Here is a 16,766-nt window from a genome sequence, read left to right as displayed (position 1 = left end):
TAAACAATAATTAACAAATATATTATACATTAAATTTATAAAAAGTTGATTTTTATATGTTGTAATTTATTTTTGTGCGCTTTGGAATTAAATTGATACTTTTAAATGCATTAATTTAGTTTAAAATTACAAAATTTTTAGATTTATTTTTAGTTGTTTTATAATAATAAAATAATGTTTTTTATTATTTTTTTAAAAAAAGAGTTTTTTATTATATTTTCATATTTTATTACATATTTTTTTATAATTTTTTTATGTTATAATTAATATAATTAAGTATTTCAATTTGATTATAAAAAATAAGTTTAATTCATGTTTGAACAAATTTTTATTTTTCGATTTATATTAATTTTTTCAATAAAATTTTCAATAAAATTAAACATTTTTTTTGTTTTAATTACAAATTTTTAGGATATAAATAAGATTTATAATAAATTAAATATTGTTTAAAATAGATATCACAAAAGGTTTAATAAATAGAGAATATGTTAAAAATACAAAATTTATGTAAAATTTTTAAAGATGAACAAATATTAAAAAATATTTCTTTTAATGTCCCTGATAAAGGATTGGTTTTTATAACAGGGGCATCTGGTTCTGGAAAATCTACTTTATTATATTTATTAGGCGGATTAGATAGTTCTAGTCGAGGAGATATTTATGTTCATGATTTGAACATTACTCAAAAATTTAATAATGAAAAATTAAATTCTTATAGGAATAATTTTGTCAGTTTTATTTTTCAAGAATTTAATCTTTTAGAAGAATTAACTGTTTATGATAATATTAAAATAACATGTGAGCTACAAAATAAAAATATTGATACTGACAAAATAGAACAAATATTACAAAAATTAGAAATAAATAATTTGAAATTCAGGAAAATTAATCAACTTTCTGGAGGTCAGAAACAAAGAGTAGGTATCGTACGCGCTTTACTGAAAAATTCTAAAATGATTTTGGTTGACGAACCTACTTCTAATTTAGATGAACAAACGGGACAGCAAGTTTTTGATTTATTCAAAGAAATATCTAAAGACAAGTTAGTTATCGTAAATACTCATGACAAAGAAAATGCTCTTAAATACGGAGATCGTTTGATAGAATTAAAAAATGGTTCTATTATTAAAGATATTTCAAAAAAATTAAATGTAGAACCTATTGTTGATAATGATAAAAAATATTATACTAAAGAAGAAATGTTAGAATTATTAAAAAATAAAGATATTTTAGAAGAAAAAGCTAATTTTGAAAAAACACCAATAAAAATATTCTCTTCTGATGTAAAAGATTTTTCTAATTCACTTGATAATGTTTCTTCCGAATCTTATCTTACATTTTCATCAGCAATTTCTTTTACAAAAAATACTTTCAAAAATAGTAAAAAATTATATTTTAGAGCCATTATGTCTATAGGTTTTCCTGGATGTTTATTAATTATATCGACGATATTATTTTTTAATCTTTTTATTGATAAAAATTTTCGTGATTTGCGTGATGAGCTTACGATGGCCCATTATTTTTTATTTTTTGTTTTTTATTTAATTTTGTTTTTAAATTCTTTGTTTCAATTGAATTATATTATAAAAAACAGAATGGAATTTAAGAAAAAAGAAATTGGTATTTTACAATCCTTAGGTGCTTTTAAAAAAGATATCAAAAAAATATTTAGGATATTTTCTTTTAAATTGTCATTTTTTCAAAGTTTAGGAGTGCATTTAACTTTGGTCATTTGTTATTTTGCTTATTTTAATAATGATGCTGATACTTTTTTATTAGAAAAGTTGAAAATACATTTCGTAATCAATTTAATATTTTATTTTTTATTATCTTATTTATATCCATTATTTATAAATATGTTAACGATAAAATATCACATAAATAAATTATTTAGGAAAAATCCTTATCCTTTGAGTATTATTTTGGATCGCAAATAGTTTTTTGTTATATTTTCATTTTAAATAATCAAAAATTTGATAAAATTATTGTATATATTTATAAAAATACAGGATAAAATCATTATTGGATTAAAACACTCATATTTTTTATATTCGGTTAATAGTGGGTTGTAAATGATACATCAAATTAAAAAGATATATAATAATAATTTATGTTTAACGAAATAATAAAACAATTTTCAATCCATAATATTTATGAAATTTAATAAATATTTAAAATTTTTATTGAAAATTATAACGTTTTATATGTTAAAGTATTAAGTATTATTTTTTTTATTTTCGAATATTTTATTAAATAAAATATTTATAAAATATAATTATATTATCGAAATATAATTTTTTAAAAATTTTTTCAGTTTTAAGAATTTTATTTTTACTAATAATTAAATCGGAATAAATTGTAAAAAAATTATTTTTTAATTTTCATAATTCTATTATTTAATTATATAATAAGGGTGAATACATGAATATAATTTTAATAGGCCCTCCGGCGTCTGGCAAAGGTACTCAATCTTTAATTTTATCGAAACATTTAAATATCCCTCATATTTCGATAGGAGATATTTTTAGAGAAAATTTAAGAAACAAAACGGATTTAGGTAAGATAGTTAAATCTTATATTAATAAAGGTTTATTGGTCCCTGATAAAATAACTAATTCTATGATAAGTAAATATTTAACTAACGAAAATATTAATAAAGGATTTATTTTAGATGGTTATCCTCGTAATTTGGAACAAGCTAGTTTTTTAACTGAAGAATTAGCTAATAAACAAATTTTTTTAAATAAAGTTTTTTATTTTAATGTTAGTGAGAAGTTATTAGAAAAAAGAATTATGGGAAGAATTGTTTGCCCTCAATGCGGAGAAATTTATCATAAAGAAAATAAATCTCCTGAAAAATATGGTTTTTGCGATAATGACAATACTTATTTAATTCAAAGAAAAGACGATAATTTAAATACTTTTAAAAAACGTTTATTAGTTTATAAAAAAGAAACTTTTCCTTTAATTGAATATTACCAAAAAAATAATAAATTAACAGAAATTAAAGTAGATGAAAGTCCTAAATCAATTAAAGATATTACTGAAATTATATTAAAAGAAATATCGGATATAAAATAAAAAAATTTTTTCTATTTATTGAATAAAAATAAATAGAAAAAATTTTTTTATACAAAAGAGAATTAATAATTGAAAAATTAAAATAAAATTTCAATTTAATAAAATAAAATAAGTTAAAATGCTTAAATAAAATTTTTTCTTATCAAAGTGTTTAATATTTATCAAATAAATTATTTTAATAAAGTAATTTGGATTAGAAAGTTTTCTAAAATGAAGACAAAATGTAAAATATTATTAAATATTAATTTATTAATATTGATAATGTTAATTTTTTTAAATATAAAACCTGTTATAAAAGCGCTTAATTCTAATTTAAATGATATTCAAATAGAAGGATATCAAAATTATAAAGTTATTTTAAAATTACAACAAATTTATCCTAAATTAAAAAATAATAATTTATTAAAAAAAGTTTTAACTAAAATATTAGAAGAATTTGATAAACCTTATTATATGGGTGAAACGAAAACGACTATTGAAGAACGAATTAGTTTATTAGAAAAATATAATATAATAGATAAATTTGAAAATACAATTGCACAAACTGTTTTCGATAAAAATGAATATGTCTTTGTGTTTCTAGGTAATAAAATAGATTTCGATAATTATAGAATATATCTAGATTATAAAAAACAAAATTTTCAGGGAAATAAAGGTTATTCGTGGAGCATGTGGTCTCCTAAAAATATTGAATTTTTATCTAAAAAAGACATTCAATTTTTAGTAGATACTTTTGAAGAAATTATGATTTTAGAAGCTGAAAAAAAAGCAAATTTGAATAAACAAAAAAATATTCAACAAATAGAGGCGCAAATTTCTTTTTTGCAAACGAAAATAAATACATATATTGATTTATTCAAAAAACAAGAAATAGATATATTAAATAAAAATAAAAAAATAGATATTTTAACACAAAATATCGAAGAGCAAAATAGTAAAGTTTTGACTTTGGAAAATGAACTAAATCAACAAAAATCCTTAATAGAAATAAATAATAAAAAATGGTTAAAAGAAAAAACAGAATCTATGGGGGCACAAATTAAAATTGAACAAATAAAAAAAGAATCTCAAAAACAAGAAGAATTAATTAAATCTAAAGAACAAGAGATTCAATTTTTAATTTTTGAATTAAAAAAAAATAATCAAAAAATTGCCGACGATAAAATATTACAAGAGGCAGAAAAATTAGAATTTCAAAAAGATTTAAAAAATCAAATCGAAAAATTAAACGTTTTGAAAGATAAATTGGAATCATCTCAAAGAAGTATTGATAGATTAGCTGAAACCAAAGAAGAACAACAAAAAATAATTCAAAATAAAAATGAAAAGATTAAAATGCTGGAGATAAGCGTTGCAGATAATAAGAAACAAATTTTGTATTTAAATGAAGAAATTAACAAAATAACTAAAAATTTACAAGATAAAATAAAAACAAATAATTTATTATCTGAAAGCCAACAAAAAATATTGAATACAGAAATTTCATCACTTACAAAAGATATTAATGCATTAAGAGAAAAATTAATTTCTCATAAGTTCATTTTAGAAAGCAATAAAGAACAAATTACAAATCTTCTTCAACAATTAGAAGAAAAAAATAACGAAATCATTGAAATGAAAAATTTAAATGCATTGGAAAAACAAGAATTAAAAGATGATATAGAAGAGAACAAACAACAATTAATAGAAATAAAAAAGAATTTAGATATTGCTCAAAACACAATAACTGAATTAAGGCAAACCATCGAGGAACAAAAAAATATTATTGAAAAAAAACAAAATAAAATTGCAAATTTAGAACAAAATATGAAAATAAAAGAAAATATTATCAATTCTTTGAACGATCGAATTATAAAAGTTGAACAAGAAATTAAAAATAAAAAAGAACAACTTGAAGAAAATAAATTTTTAACGACTCAAGAAAAACAAAAATTACAAAATCAAATTGATGAAAAAGAAAAATTAATTTTAGATTTGAAAAACCAATTATATTCTAAAGAAAATTTTTTAATTCAAACACAAGAAGAAATTAATATTTTGCGAAATCAATTGCAAGAACAAAAAGATGAGATTATTTTTATTAAAAATTTAAACGAGGAAGAAAAAAACGAATTAAAAAATTATATAAAAACACAAACAAAATCTTTAGATAAACTGGAAAATGATTTAGATATTGCTTATGAAAATATTGATAAATTAAAAAAAACAGTTGAAGAGCAAACAGATATTATTGATAATAAGCAAAAACAAATTTCCATTTTAGAAAAAAATATTAAACAAAAAGAATCTAGTATAGAAAATTTGTCTCAAAAAATAGCAAATTTAGAACAAGATGTAAATTTAAAAGTTCAAGAATTAATAAAAAATAAATTTTTATCTCAAGAAGAACAGAGATTTTTAAGCGAAAAAATTAATCAAATTAAAAAACAAATAAAAAATTTACAAGAACAAATGTCTCAAAAAGAAGAATTTATCGAGAGATCTAATAAAAAAATTAATTATTTGCAAGCAAATTTAGAAATGCAAGAAGAACAAATTAAACAAAATCAAATTTTAAATCAAAAGGAAAAAAATCAATTAAAACAAGATATCAGACATCATATAAATTCTTTAGAAAATTTAAAATCACAATTAGATAAATATAAACAAAAAATAGAAGTATCTTTACAAAATAATAATATGTTTAATTATTTACTTATAGAAGCTATGTCTCATATGAATACAATGAATAGAGAAACTTTGGATTTTTTTCAAAAAATGAGACAGGAACAAGAAATTAAAAAAAAAGATGAATCAGAAAATGTCAAAATGTTTTTGAAAAAAACAGATAACTTTCCGACTTTTAAAGAAGTTATAGGCAATGAAGAAGCTAAAAAACAATTAAAAGAAAGTTTAACTCAATTAACTGGCGAGACGTCAGAATATAAAACGAAGGGTAATAACGAGCCCCCTAAAGGTATTTTATTATATGGCCCTCCTGGTACGGGGAAAACTTATTTAGCTAAAGCTTTTGCTAAAGAATCAAGATTACCTTTTTTTTCTATAACATCTTCTGATTTTTCTAAAACATATGTCGGCGAATCTCCAAGATTGGTTAAAAATATTTTTGATGAAGCTAGAAAACACTCACCGAGTATTATTTTAATAGATGAATGCGAAGCGGTATTTAAAAAACGTCACAGTGACGGTTTAAATTCTGATCATGGAAACGTTGTTATTTCTTTTTTATCTCAAATAGATGGTACTTATACAGATAAAAACAAACCAGTTTTTGTTATAGCAACAACTAATTTTAAAGATGATATTGATAATTCTATTTTAAGTAGATTTAATAAATTAATAGAAATTGATTTTTGGAATGAAAAAAATATAAATATTTTTTTAAAACAAATTTCTAAAAAATATAATTTAGATATAAGAGCTTATCAATATTTAGATAAAATATCAAAACAAATAATTAATTCAGGGTTAGACGAATTAAGAACACCTAGGAAGATGATAGAATTGTTTGAACAATCAATAAATGTTGCGTTTTATGAACATAAACATTTGAATATTTTACCAATAGATTTGCAATTGGTAATGGATAGGTTCACAAATAAACAAAATGTTATTAATTGGGAAGAACATGATCATATAAAACCTTCCTTAGAACAATTATATACAATTCAAGAATATAAAAATACCCCGATAAAACATCTTTTTATTGATAGTTCTTTTAATGATGAAGAAAAAAAATATTTTCAATTAATTCAAACAGATTATATGTTACATCAAAAATTAGTTTATAATAAAAATTCTCAAGGAAAAACAGTAGAATTTGAAGTCGATTCCGATAATTTAAAAAGAATAAAAAATTTTTATTCTTCGGATAATCCTTTTCCTGACGAATTATTAGGGTTTTATTTCAAAGAAGGAACCGAAAGCAAAGAAATACAAGAAATGAAAAAAACTTCTAATTTAGAATCAATTTTAAATGTAGCAATTGAAGCAAAAGCGAAGCAAATTTATTTTATTTGGAATATTGACAAAATTAAACATAATAAAATGCAAATAGAAGGTTTAATGCGAAAATATACAAACGAATTCCATTTTTTAACATCAGATGACAATTTAAAAACTAAATTATTAGAAATGTCTCAAGTAACGGAAAATAATGAAATAGAATTTGAAAAAATAATATTACAGTATATTGAAGAAATTAAAGAAAAATTAACTGATAATATTTATGATGAAATTACTCAACAAAATGAACTAATTATTTTAGAAGATTCTTTTGAATTAAAAAGAGATATTACAAAACAAATAAACAAAGTATTTCAACAAAATAATTTTTTATTTTTAAAAGGAATCAAAAATGAAGTTTTGTCTAATATTAAAGGTAAATTAATACAAAATAAAGAAAATAATTTACGCGATAAAATTTTAAATTTAATAAATGCGATAACTTTTAATACAAAAGTATTTAACTATTTAGAAATAGATCAAATTAAAAAACAAATAAATCAAGATGTTTATAATTATTTTGTAATACAAAACAAATATTCCTTAAAAGATATCCAAAATCAAATTTATAAGACAGAAAATCAAGTTAATAAAGAACTTTTTGATCGATATTGGCAAACTATATTAAAACAATTAAATATTAATTGTAATTTAGAAAAAGATAAAATAATAAATTTATTAGAAGAAAAAACCAAAAAAGAATTATTTTATAATGATTTAGAATTAGAAAAAATAATTAAGTTTCTTAACGAAGAAATTGAAAAGAATATTAAACATTTAGAAAATAATTTAAAGAAAAAAATATCTGATAATATAAATAGATATATATTAATAGATAATGTATTGAATCAAAAAATATCTAATCAAGAAATAGACTTAATTAAAGAAGCAGCTTTTGTTATCGCTAAGGATGAATTAAAAAAAGAAAATATTAAAGAAAAACAAATACACGATAAAATAAAATCTTTTGTTTTGAATTATAAAATAAGTGAGAAGACAGATTCAAAAGATTTCTTTGCGATGATTTCAGAAAATTTTTATTGGTTAAAATTTGTTTTAATCGTTTTTGGTTGTAAAATGTTTTTTCGAAAAAAAATTTAATTTTATAAAAGAGATTTTGGTAATTTAAAACTTAATATTGTCGCAAAAAGAAATTTAAATTAATTCGCACTTATAAAACCTGTCTTTTAAAACTAGGTTTTATAAGTTTTTTTTATTTTTTGTAAGGATTTCTGTAAAAAAATAATAACAATTTCATAAAAAGGAGAAAAAGAAAAATCGTAAATATGTTATAATTTATTAAGAAACATAATATTTCAAAAAAGAAATAATTTTTTTATTTAAAAAAGTAATATTAATTTTTGTAACATTTGTCAAATTTTTTAATAAAATTAATATTACTTTTTTAATAATATAATTTCTATAATTAAATGCCATAATTTATTTTAAAATTCAAAAATATAATTAATGAACCGAGGTGAATAAATGACATCTGATTTAGAACAAATTTTTGAAAATTCTGATTTATATTCTCAATTATTAAAGAATAATATCAAAAATGTAAAAGAACTTATTTTCAAAAAGCCTAAAAAATATCAAGATTTTGCTTTAACTGAATTAAATAAAATAACAGATAAAACAAAAGTTAATTTATACGGAATTATAATAAAAGGACCTGTCTTTGTAAGAAATTTTTTTAAAAAAAATGCTAAAATGTTTCATATATTAACAAGTCAAAATACAGAATTCAAAGTAATTATTTTTAATAATTTTTTTTTTAAAATTTTAGAATATAATAAAAAAATATTTATTAAAGGTACTTATTATAATAGATATAATACAATTATAGCTTCTTTTGCTACTTTAGAAGCTAATATAGAAAACAAAGTGAAACCTATTTATAATTTAAAAGATATTTCTGATGAGTCTTTGCAAAAATTAATACAAAAAATTTTTCAATCTTCTAAATTGCAAATTAAAGAAAATTTAGATATAAGAATTGTAACAAAATATAATTTAATCAATAGGAAAGAGGCTTTCCGAAATCTTCATCTTCCTGACAATAAACAAATGTTGTATAAAGCGATTCAAAGATTTAAATACGAAGAAGCTTTTATTATAATTAAAAAATGGTTTCGAAAAAAAGAACAATTACCTTATAAAACTCCTATTAAGTGTAATATAAGTTATGTAAAGCAAATGATTAAGACAATTCCTTTTCAATTAACTTTGAATCAAAAAAAAATAGTTAATGAAATTTATTCTGATTTTAAAAAAGATTATCCTACTCAAAGATTAATTCAAGGGGATGTTGGTTCTGGAAAAACAATTACAGTTTTTATAGCCGCTTTAGGAATAATTAATTTAAATAAACAAGTGTTAATGATGGCTCCTACAGAAATTTTAGCCAAACAACATTATTTAAATTTTAAAAAACTGTTTCCTGAAATAGAATCTATTATTATAACTTCTAAAAGTAAAACTAAGAAATTTGACCAAGAACAAATTAAACAAAATAAATATAAAATGATTTTTGGGACCCATTTATTAGCTAATATAGATTTTTTTCAATTAGGTTTGATTGTGATCGATGAAACTCATAAATTTGGAACAGATCTCAAAAATAAAACTATTGCTCAAGGTTTAACATCAGATATTTTATATCTTACAGCAACGCCTATTCCTAAGACTTTAGCCCTTATTTATTCTGGTTTATTAAATATTTCTTTATTAATTGAAAAACCTCATAATAAACATAATATTATTACTAAAAAATGTTCTTTTGAAATGATTATACCTTTGTTAAAACAAAATCAGTTGCGTAATGAGCAAAGTTATATTACAGTTCCCGCTATAAAAGATAATAAAAAAAATTTTAATATTGAAAATATGACTGTTTTTTTAGAGAAACAAAAAATAGAGCATCTTTATATTTTGCATAGCAAACAAACAACAGAACAACAAGAAGAAAATATTCAAAATTTTATTAAAAATAAACAAGGTATTTTGTTATCTACTTCTATTATTGAAGTAGGAATTGATATCGAAAACGTTACAACTATTATCATTTTAGGAGCGGAATATTTTGGTCTAAGTCAGTTACATCAATTAAGAGGAAGAGTTGGGAGAAATAATAAACAAAATTATTGTTTTTTAGTTTCTACCAAAGATAACGAACGTTTAAAAATATTAGAAAAAGAAAATAATGTCGCTAAATTAAGTGATTTTGATCTTTGTACGAGAGGCCCAGGAGATTTTTTAGGAAAAGAACAAAGCGGTTTTTTTAAATTTCAATTTTTAAATATAACAAAAGATTATATGATTTTAAATCAAATTAAAAAAGATTTTGAATATTTATCAAATTAAATAATAAAAGGTATATTAATAAACATGATTAAATTAGCAATAGATGCTATGGGCGGAGATTTAGCTCCTGAGACAGTGGTTCAAGGAATTGTAATGGCTTTATCTCAAGAAACAAATTTATATATTTGTTTGTATGGCGATCAAGAAAAAATAAATTGCATAATAGAAAATAAAATTCCCTCTTCAGTTTATAAAACGGTAAAAGATCGGATAAATGTTATTCATACTCCTTTTTTTCTTCAAATGGATATAAAAAATATAAGAGAAGAATTTAGAGATTGTCCTAACCATTCTATGTTTTTAGCTTTAAAAGCAGCTAAAGAAAACGAAGTAGATGGAGTTGTTTCAGCAGGGCCTACTCAGGCTTTAGTTTTATCAAGTTTTTTAATAATCAGAACTATGAAGGCAGTTTCCAGAATAGCTTTAGCCCCTTTTTTTAAAACTTTCGATAATAAAACAAAAATTTTAATAGATGCAGGAGCGAATATCGAAATTGAACCAGAAAATTTAGCAAAATTTGCTGTTTATGCTTCATTAGTAGCTAAAGAATTTTTAGAAATTGATCAACCTATAGTAAAATTATTAAATATAGGGATTGAAAAAAATAAAGGAAGAGATTTCGAAAGAAAGCTTTATGATTTATTAGAAAAAGATGATCAAATAATTTTTAAAGGAAATGAAGAATCTAAAAATGTTTTTAATACTGAAGCAGATGTTTTATTAAGCGATGCTTTTACATCTAATATGATTTTAAAAAGTTATGAAGGAGCTTTTAAAAATTTATTTCAATCTATTAAAGAAGTTATGACTGAAAATTGGTTCAAAAAAATTATGAGTAAAATGTTATTTTCTAAAAAATTAAAAAACATAAAACAAAAAATAGATTCTAAAGAAATAGGTGGAGCGATCTTGTTAGGTTTAAATAAAATTGTAATTAAAGCGCATGGCGATTCTAATGATTATGCTTTTTGCAAAGCAATTTTGCAAGCTAAAATTTTAATTGAAAAAAATTTTTTAACTAAAATTACAAAAAAATTAATATAAAAAAGAGTAATTATGCATTTAAAAAAATTATTTAGAAGATTAAATATTAAACCTAAAAATATTAAGATATATATAAACGCTTTAACACATAGTTCTTACGCTAATGAACATCATTTTAGAAAAAATAATAACGAAAGATTAGAATTTTTAGGAGACGCTGTTATTAATTTTTTAATGGCCAGTTATTTATATAAAAAAAATAAAGATAATGAAGGTATTATGACCAAAAAAAGAGCGCAAGCTGTTTGTATCGATTCTTTATTAATTTACGCTAAAGAAATAGAATTAAAGAATTATATTTTGTTAGGTAAAGGCGAAAAGAAAAGATATGATAATAATTATTCTATTATAGCAGACGCTTTCGAAGCTTTATTTGGAGCTATTTATTTAGATTTAGGATACGATCAAGCAGAAAAAACTTTTCAATATATTATCTTACCTTATTTAAAAAAAATTATCAATATTATAGATTTTAAAACTAAATTACAAGAATTAATTCAAACTAATAAACAAAATATTCATTATAAAATTATTTCTGAAAAAGGTTTAGCCCATGAAAAAGAATTTATAACGGAAGTATATTTGGAAAATAAATTTTTAGGACGAGGTTTAGGAAAAACTAAAAAAGCTTCTGAACAAAAAGCGGCCCAAGAAGCTTTACTGAAAATAGAAAAAGAAAGGAATATACCGAATGTTTAAAATGCTTTATGAAGAAGGTTATTTAAATATTGAAAAAATTTTAATTCGTGAATATCATAAAATGAATTTAACATTTCAAGAAACGATGGTTTTAATTTGTTTATTTGATTGTTATGAACATAAACATTTTTCTTCTGTATTTTTAGCCAAAAAAATTAATTTGTCTAAAAATGAAGTAGAAAATATTTTAGAAGAATTAATTCAAAAAGATTTTTTTTGCTTATCACAAGAGACAAAAAATGATAAATTAATAGAAGTTTTTAATTTAGATAATACTTTTTCTAAATTAGAACAACTTTATTTAGAAAAAGATAAAAATGTTCAAATTAAAAAACAAAATAAATATATAACCGAAACTATAGAACAAATAGAAAAATTAAAAGGCGAAAATTTAGCTGCATATGAGCTAGAAATTATTAAAAATTGGTATTTAGAAAAAAAATATTCTGACAAAGATATAAAAAGATCTATAAATATAGCTTGCGCAAATCAAAAAAAATCAATTTATTATATAGAGAGAATTTTAAGTAATGAAAATAATTTAAAAATAGAAAATAACGATAAAGCAGATCAAATTCTTTATAAAATTTTTAATAAAATTAAATAATTTAAATTATAATAAATATAATAAAATATGTTATAATATTTGTATTGAATCTAAGAACAGATTTAATAAAAGTGTATCTACATTTTGGATACTGTATAAATCATAATTTTAATGAGAGGAAAGAAGAAAATGCAACAAAAAGAAAGTTTTTTAAAAACTAAAAAAGGCAAAATAGTTGTTGGTTCAGTTACTGGTTCAATTGTTTTATTATTATCTATTTTATTACTTTGTTGGTATAAAGAAGTTTGGCCATTCGGTCCAAAAATTACTGAGACAAATGTAAAAGATTTAACAAACGACTTAAATGGCACTAAAACAGCGGCTGAAAAACATGACGTATTAGAAAAATTTATAACAGATAAAGTAAACAAAGTTAATAAAAAACTAGACGATGCAAATGAAGGTACTAAAAAAATTGGTTTTGACCAAATAAATGAAGTTAAAAATCAACTTGCAGCGTTAAAAGCAAAAACAACAGCTATTACACCAGAGGACACAACTAAATTACAAACAGCAGTTACAGCCTTAGATACTTACTTAAAAGCAGCAATTGCAGTTATTAACAAATAATATTAATTAATGTTATTTAAAAATAAAAAAAACATTCAAAATTAAATATTTTGAATGTTTTTTTTATTTTATATTTGAATAAAATTGTAAAGATGCTCTTATAAAATCTTTAAATAAAGGATGCGGTTTAAAAGGTCTTGATAAAAATTCAGAATGAAATTGAACTCCTATAAACCAAATATGTTTTTTTAATTCTATAATTTCAGGTAATTTTTCTTCATTATTCATTCCTGAAATAATAAAATTATCATCTTTCTCAAAAAGCGAAATATACTTCATATTCATCTCATAACGATGTCTATGTCTTTCATGAATGATTTCTTTTTGAAAAATTTCATAACTTTTAGTATTTTTCTTTAAACAACAAGGGTATGAACCTAATCTTAAAGTTCCTCCTAATAAAGGGCCTTTTATTTTTTGAGTTATCACAGGAAGCGAAGTGTTAATATCGATTTCTGTAGAATTAGCTTTTTCTAATTTGAAAACATTTCTAGCATATTCAATAACCATTAATTGCATTCCTAAACAAATACCAAAAATAGGAATATTATTTATACGAGCGTACTGAATAGCTTGTATTTTCCCTTGGCAAGCTCTTGATCCAAAACCTCCTGGAATTAAAATACCATGGCAATCACTTAATAAAGAAACTATATTTTTATCATTGACATTTTCTGCATCAATCCATTTAATTTCGATCTGAGTATTATTATAGTAAGAGGCGTGTTTTAAAGCCTCTATTATAGATAAATAAGAGTCATGTACTGAAATATACTTACCTACTAAACCGATAGTAATTTTATTTTTTAAATTTTCAATTTTATGAATTAAATTTGTCCATGAAGATATATCTGATTGTTTTAAGTTTGTTATTTGAAAATGATCTAAAATAAAATCATCTATTTTTTGTTTATTTAAATTAATAATAATTTTATATAAAATATCTACGTCAATATTCTCGAAAATAGCATTTTCTCTTACATCACATAAAATAGAAATTTTTTTCTTTATTTCTTCGGAAATAGTTTGTTCACTTCTCAAAATTAAAATTTGAGGTTGAATGCCTAAAGATCTTAATTCTTTAATACTGTGTTGAGTAGGTTTAGTTTTTGTTTCTTTAGAGGTTTTTAAATAAGGAATTAAAGTGTTATGAATATAAAGAGTATTATGAAACCCTATGTCATAACGAATTTGTCTAATAGACTCTAAAAAAGGCAAGGATTCGATATCACCTACTGTACCGCCGATTTCGACAATAATAATATCATAATCATTAGTAGTGTTTTTTATTTCTAAAATTCTTTTTTTGATTTCATTAGTAATATGAGGAATAACTTGGATAGTTTGTCCTAAATATTCTCCTTGTCTTTCTTTATTGATTACATGTTGATAAACTTGTCCTGTAGTCACATTAGATTCTCTTGATAAATCTTCATCTAAAAATCTTTCATAATGGCCCAAATCTAAATCTGTTTCAGCCCCATCATTAGTTACAAAAACTTCTCCGTGTTGAATAGGATTCATAGTACCAGAATCAATATTGATATAAGGATCGATTTTTTTCATAAAAATTTTTAATCCGCGTTTTTTTAAAATTTGACCTACAGCAGCACCAATAATACCTTTTCCTAAGCCAGAAACTACTCCTCCAGTAATAAAAATAAATTTTTGTTCTTTTTTTTTGTTATCCATTTTTAATTTCTTTCTTGAAAAATTTTAAAATAAAAATTTAAAAAAGTATTAATTAAATATTTATTTTAAAACCTATTTTTTCTCCTAAATTTATTTTTGTTTCTATTTTGTTACGACTATTTTCCATAATAATTGGATCGAAAATTACTTTGTTTTTTTGGACTAATAAAACAATAGTGGAACCACCAAAAGAAAAAAAACCCTTTTCTTGCCCCTTATTAAAATTAGTAATAGGATGATTATGAATTCTCCCCACTAATAAAGCTCCGATTTCAATTTGAATTATTGTGCCAAAATTTTTCGTTTCTAAAATATTATATTCTCTGGTATTTTCGCAAAAAACATTAAAATATTTAAAAGCAATAGGATGTACAGTATGAAATTTACCTTTAATTTTTTTAAAATTTTCTTTTTTTTGAATACCTTCATCAATGAAAATATAACGATGATAATCGATAGGTCTTAATCTTAAAATTATGAAATGACCATCCATAAATAAAGAAGGCAAAGTGTTATTTTTTAAAAGATCGCTTAAATGATAATTAACTTGTTTAATAGAATAAATACTATCTTTATTAATTGGAAGAATAGTTATTTTTCCTTCGCCAGGGCTTATAAAAAAAGAAGTTTCTTTACAAAAAGTTATATTTTTATATTGACGTGTAAAAAAATCATTATAAGAAGAAAATGTTGTTTTTCGAAATAAATTTAAATCTATGTTATTTCTTGTAACTGCTTTTTTAATATGTATTTTTGAAACAAAAGATTTTACATAAAAACCTGTTAAATAAGTAATCATTTTAGAAACACAAATTCTTAAAAATATTCTTTTCCAAAAACTTTTATGCAAATTATAATATAAAAAATGTGGTTTCATAATTATGTTTTTTATAAAGAAACTAATCCCTCTTTCTTATGTTTTTTTAAATATGATTAAATTTAATATTATTACAAAAAATAATAAACATGTAAATATTAAAAAAATAATATTTTTAATTTTCGGAAATTTAATTTTTGCAAAAATAAATAAAAAAGACAATAGGCACATAATAAATAAATATGTTGCGAAAAATATTTTCGAAATTTTATTTGTGTCATAATTTGTTTTTGTCAATATTATATTTTGAAATAAAATTAAACAAGGAAAAATAACAGAAGATAAAGTGACTGGGACACCTACAAAAAAATTTAAATTTGTTTTTGGTTTTTTATCGTCAGAATTTTCTTCAGCAAGAACATTGAAATAAGCTAATCTAGTTAAAACAGTTAAAATATAACAAATACTTATAAAGATAAATAAGTATAAGAAATTATGATTTATTTTTTTTATATTATAGAATAATCCATATCCTATAAAAATAGGTAAAATACCAAAACTAATAACATCTGCTAAAGAATCTATTTGAATGCCATATTTTTTTTCTCGTATAGAACGTTTTTTTTGTAAATTACTTATTTTTCCATCGAACATATCACAAATACCAGATAATAATATACAAATAGAAGCTAATTTTATAGATTCAGGATCAAATTTTTGATAAACAAGGCAAAACATTCCTAATAAACTAAATGATGCGTTTAAATAAGTTAAATAAACAGCGTAATTATAAAAACCTAAAAACATAATAAATTCTCCATTATTAAATTTTTTAATTTAAATATAATTTGTTTAATTAAGTAAATAAAAAATTTAATAATTTTA

The 16,766-nt window shown here is 21.1% G+C and carries 11 protein-coding genes; 8 read left to right on the top strand and 3 right to left on the bottom strand.

Going from position 1 to position 16,766, the window contains the following annotated elements; all coding sequences use genetic code 11:
* Nucleotides 1-485 precede the first annotated feature (485 nt).
* The 8 genes from JNO41_RS03010 to JNO41_RS02975 all read left to right on the top strand — a co-directional run bounded on the left by JNO41_RS03010 (nt 486) and on the right by JNO41_RS02975 (nt 13,372).
* The gene (locus JNO41_RS03010; RefSeq protein WP_121463772.1) at nt 486-1,937 is read left to right on the top strand and encodes an ABC transporter ATP-binding protein/permease; all 1,452 of its coding nucleotides are present in this window, start codon (nt 486-488) and stop codon (nt 1,935-1,937) included.
* A 484-nt stretch (nt 1,938-2,421) separates the two neighbouring features.
* Nucleotides 2,422-3,081, top strand: coding sequence for an adenylate kinase (locus JNO41_RS03005; RefSeq protein WP_121463771.1), 660 nt, complete (start codon nt 2,422-2,424; stop codon nt 3,079-3,081).
* A 210-nt stretch (nt 3,082-3,291) separates the two neighbouring features.
* Nucleotides 3,292-8,187 (top strand): AAA family ATPase, encoded by a 4,896-nt coding sequence (locus tag JNO41_RS03000; RefSeq protein ID WP_432729418.1) that lies wholly within the window; start codon nt 3,292-3,294, stop codon nt 8,185-8,187.
* A gap of 384 nt (nt 8,188-8,571) precedes the next feature.
* Nucleotides 8,572-10,452, top strand: coding sequence for a DEAD/DEAH box helicase (locus JNO41_RS02995; protein ID WP_121463769.1), 1,881 nt, complete (start codon nt 8,572-8,574; stop codon nt 10,450-10,452).
* A 24-nt stretch (nt 10,453-10,476) separates the two neighbouring features.
* On the top strand, nt 10,477-11,496 hold the full coding sequence (gene plsX, locus JNO41_RS02990) for a phosphate acyltransferase PlsX (RefSeq protein ID WP_121463768.1): 1,020 nt from the start codon (nt 10,477-10,479) through the stop codon (nt 11,494-11,496).
* Nucleotides 11,497-11,508: 12 nt separating this feature from the next.
* Nucleotides 11,509-12,195, top strand: a complete 687-nt coding sequence (gene rnc / locus JNO41_RS02985; RefSeq protein ID WP_121463767.1) for a ribonuclease III — start codon at nt 11,509-11,511, stop codon at nt 12,193-12,195.
* Entirely contained in the window at nt 12,188-12,802 is a 615-nt protein-coding gene (locus JNO41_RS02980) for a DnaD domain protein (protein WP_121463766.1), read from the top strand. The genes rnc and JNO41_RS02980 overlap by 8 nt, the downstream gene beginning before the upstream one ends.
* A gap of 129 nt (nt 12,803-12,931) precedes the next feature.
* A complete protein-coding gene (locus JNO41_RS02975; RefSeq protein WP_121463765.1) occupies nt 12,932-13,372 on the top strand; it encodes a hypothetical protein in 441 nt (146 codons plus the stop codon).
* Nucleotides 13,373-13,435: 63 nt separating this feature from the next.
* Here the strand turns inward: JNO41_RS02975 and JNO41_RS02970 are convergent, their stop codons facing one another.
* The 3 genes from JNO41_RS02970 to JNO41_RS02960 are packed head-to-tail and all read right to left on the bottom strand — an operon-like array spanning nt 13,436 to nt 16,688.
* Entirely contained in the window at nt 13,436-15,064 is a 1,629-nt protein-coding gene (locus tag JNO41_RS02970; protein ID WP_121463764.1) for a CTP synthase, read from the bottom strand.
* A gap of 52 nt (nt 15,065-15,116) precedes the next feature.
* Nucleotides 15,117-15,941 carry a phosphatidylserine decarboxylase gene (locus JNO41_RS02965; protein WP_121463763.1) on the bottom strand — a complete coding sequence of 275 codons (825 nt, stop codon included), beginning with the start codon at nt 15,939-15,941 and terminating at the stop codon, nt 15,117-15,119.
* A gap of 36 nt (nt 15,942-15,977) precedes the next feature.
* The gene (locus tag JNO41_RS02960) at nt 15,978-16,688 is read right to left on the bottom strand and encodes a CDP-alcohol phosphatidyltransferase family protein (RefSeq protein ID WP_121463762.1); all 711 of its coding nucleotides are present in this window, start codon (nt 16,686-16,688) and stop codon (nt 15,978-15,980) included.
* Nucleotides 16,689-16,766: the final 78 nt, after the last annotated feature.

The organism is 'Prunus avium' virescence phytoplasma, assembly GCF_050916135.1.
Taxonomy (GTDB): Bacteria; Bacillota_I; Bacilli_A; order Acholeplasmatales; family Acholeplasmataceae; genus Phytoplasma; species Phytoplasma ziziphi.
This window is presented reverse-complemented; position numbering and strand designations above follow the sequence as displayed.

Bases quoted from the DNA above. Each gene is read 5' to 3' on its own strand.
- JNO41_RS03010 (WP_121463772.1), top strand. From the start codon at position 486: ATGTTAAAAATACAAAATTTATGTAAAATTTTTAAAGATGAACAAATA.
- JNO41_RS03005 (WP_121463771.1), top strand. From the start codon at position 2,422: ATGAATATAATTTTAATAGGCCCTCCGGCGTCTGGCAAAGGTACTCAA.
- JNO41_RS03000 (WP_432729418.1), top strand. From the start codon at position 3,292: ATGAAGACAAAATGTAAAATATTATTAAATATTAATTTATTAATATTG.
- JNO41_RS02995 (WP_121463769.1), top strand. From the start codon at position 8,572: ATGACATCTGATTTAGAACAAATTTTTGAAAATTCTGATTTATATTCT.
- plsX (WP_121463768.1), top strand. From the start codon at position 10,477: ATGATTAAATTAGCAATAGATGCTATGGGCGGAGATTTAGCTCCTGAG.
- rnc (WP_121463767.1), top strand. From the start codon at position 11,509: ATGCATTTAAAAAAATTATTTAGAAGATTAAATATTAAACCTAAAAAT.
- JNO41_RS02980 (WP_121463766.1), top strand. From the start codon at position 12,188: ATGTTTAAAATGCTTTATGAAGAAGGTTATTTAAATATTGAAAAAATT.
- JNO41_RS02975 (WP_121463765.1), top strand. From the start codon at position 12,932: ATGCAACAAAAAGAAAGTTTTTTAAAAACTAAAAAAGGCAAAATAGTT.
- JNO41_RS02970 (WP_121463764.1), bottom strand. From the start codon at position 15,064: ATGGATAACAAAAAAAAAGAACAAAAATTTATTTTTATTACTGGAGGA.
- JNO41_RS02965 (WP_121463763.1), bottom strand. From the start codon at position 15,941: ATGAAACCACATTTTTTATATTATAATTTGCATAAAAGTTTTTGGAAA.
- JNO41_RS02960 (WP_121463762.1), bottom strand. From the start codon at position 16,688: ATGTTTTTAGGTTTTTATAATTACGCTGTTTATTTAACTTATTTAAAC.